Source organism: Enterobacter sp. ZOR0014 (assembly GCF_000798855.1).
GTDB classification, from domain to species: Bacteria; Pseudomonadota; Gammaproteobacteria; order Enterobacterales; family Enterobacteriaceae; genus Enterobacter; species Enterobacter kobei.
The window spans coordinates 1-1,428 of record NZ_JTLF01000105.1; the positions used below are offsets into that span (position 1 = coordinate 1).

1 protein-coding gene is annotated in these 1,428 nt (G+C 55.2%); it reads left to right on the plus strand.

The features are described from left to right. Positions 1–85: 85 nt before the first annotated feature. On the plus strand, positions 86–1,414 hold the full coding sequence (locus tag L977_RS05030) for an IS4 family transposase (protein WP_047625074.1): 1,329 nt from the start codon (positions 86–88) through the stop codon (positions 1,412–1,414). The last annotated feature ends 14 nt before the right edge of the window (positions 1,415–1,428 follow it).

A 1,428-nucleotide genomic window follows, 5' to 3' on the forward strand; every position in this document is an offset into this window, starting at 1 on the left:
GTAATGCCGATCAGTTAAGGATCGGTTGACCGATCCCGTGGCTGTGTAAGAATCCGGAAATGCTCACCCGTTTCCGGATTTTTTTATGCACATTGGACAGGCTCTTGATCTGGTATCCCGTTACGATTCCCTGCGTAACCCGCTCACTTCTCTGGGAGATTATCTGGACCCGGAGCTGATTTCCCGCTGCCTTGCCGAAGCCGGCACTGTCACCCTGCGCAAGCGCCGTCTGCCGCTGGAAATGATGGTCTGGTGTATTGTCGGCATGGCGCTTGAACGGAAGGAACCCCTTCATCAGATCGTGAACCGGCTGGACATCATGCTGCCGGGCAGCCGTCCTTTTGTCGCACCCAGCGCCGTTATTCAGGCCAGACAGCGCCTGGGAAGTGAGGCCGTGCGCCGCGTGTTCATGCAAACAGCACAGCTCTGGCATGGTGCCACGCCACATCCGCACTGGTGCGGCCTGACCCTGCTGGCCGTCGATGGCGTATTCTGGCGCACGCCGGACACACCAGAAAACGATAACGCGTTCCCCCGCCAGACGCATGGCGGAAACCCGGCACTCTACCCGCAGGTCAAAATGGTCTGTCAGATGGAGCTGACCAGCCATCTGCTGACGGCAGCGGCCTTTGGCACGATGAAAAACAGTGAAAATGAGCTTGCTGAACAACTTATAGAACAAACCGGTGATAACACCCTGACGTTAATGGATAAAGGTTATTACTCACTGGGGCTGTTAAATGCCTGGAGCCAGGCGGGAGAACAGCGTCACTGGATGATACCTCTCAGAAAGGGAGCACAGTATGAAGAGGTCAGAAAACTGGGTAAAGGCGACCATCTGGTGAAGCTGAAAACCAGTCCACAGGCACGAAAAAAATGGCCGGGTCTGGGAAATGAGATGACAGCCCGCCTGCTGACCGTGACGCGCAAAGGAAAAGTCTGCCATCTGCTGACGTCAATGACGGACGCCATGCGTTACCCCGGAGGAGAAATGGCAGACCTGTACAGCCATCGCTGGGAAATAGAACTGGGATACAGGGAGATAAAACAGACGATGCAGCTGAGCAGACTGACGCTGAGAAGTAAAAAGCCGGAACTTGTGGAGCAGGAGCTGTGGGGCGTGTTACTGGCTTATAATCTGGTGCGATATCAGATGATAAAGATGGCGGGTGCGCTGAAGGGGTACTGGCCGAACCAGCTGGGCTTCTCAGAATCATGCGGAATGGTCATGAGAATGCTGATGACCCTGCAGGGTGCTTCACCGGGGCGGATCCCGGAGCTGATGCGTGATCTTGAAAGTATGGGACAACTGGTAAAATTACCGACAAGAAGGGAAAGGGCCTTCCCGAGAGTGGTAAAGGAGAGGCCCTGGCGATACCCCACAGCCCCGAAAAAGGGCCAGTCAGTTGCTTAACTGACTGGCATTAC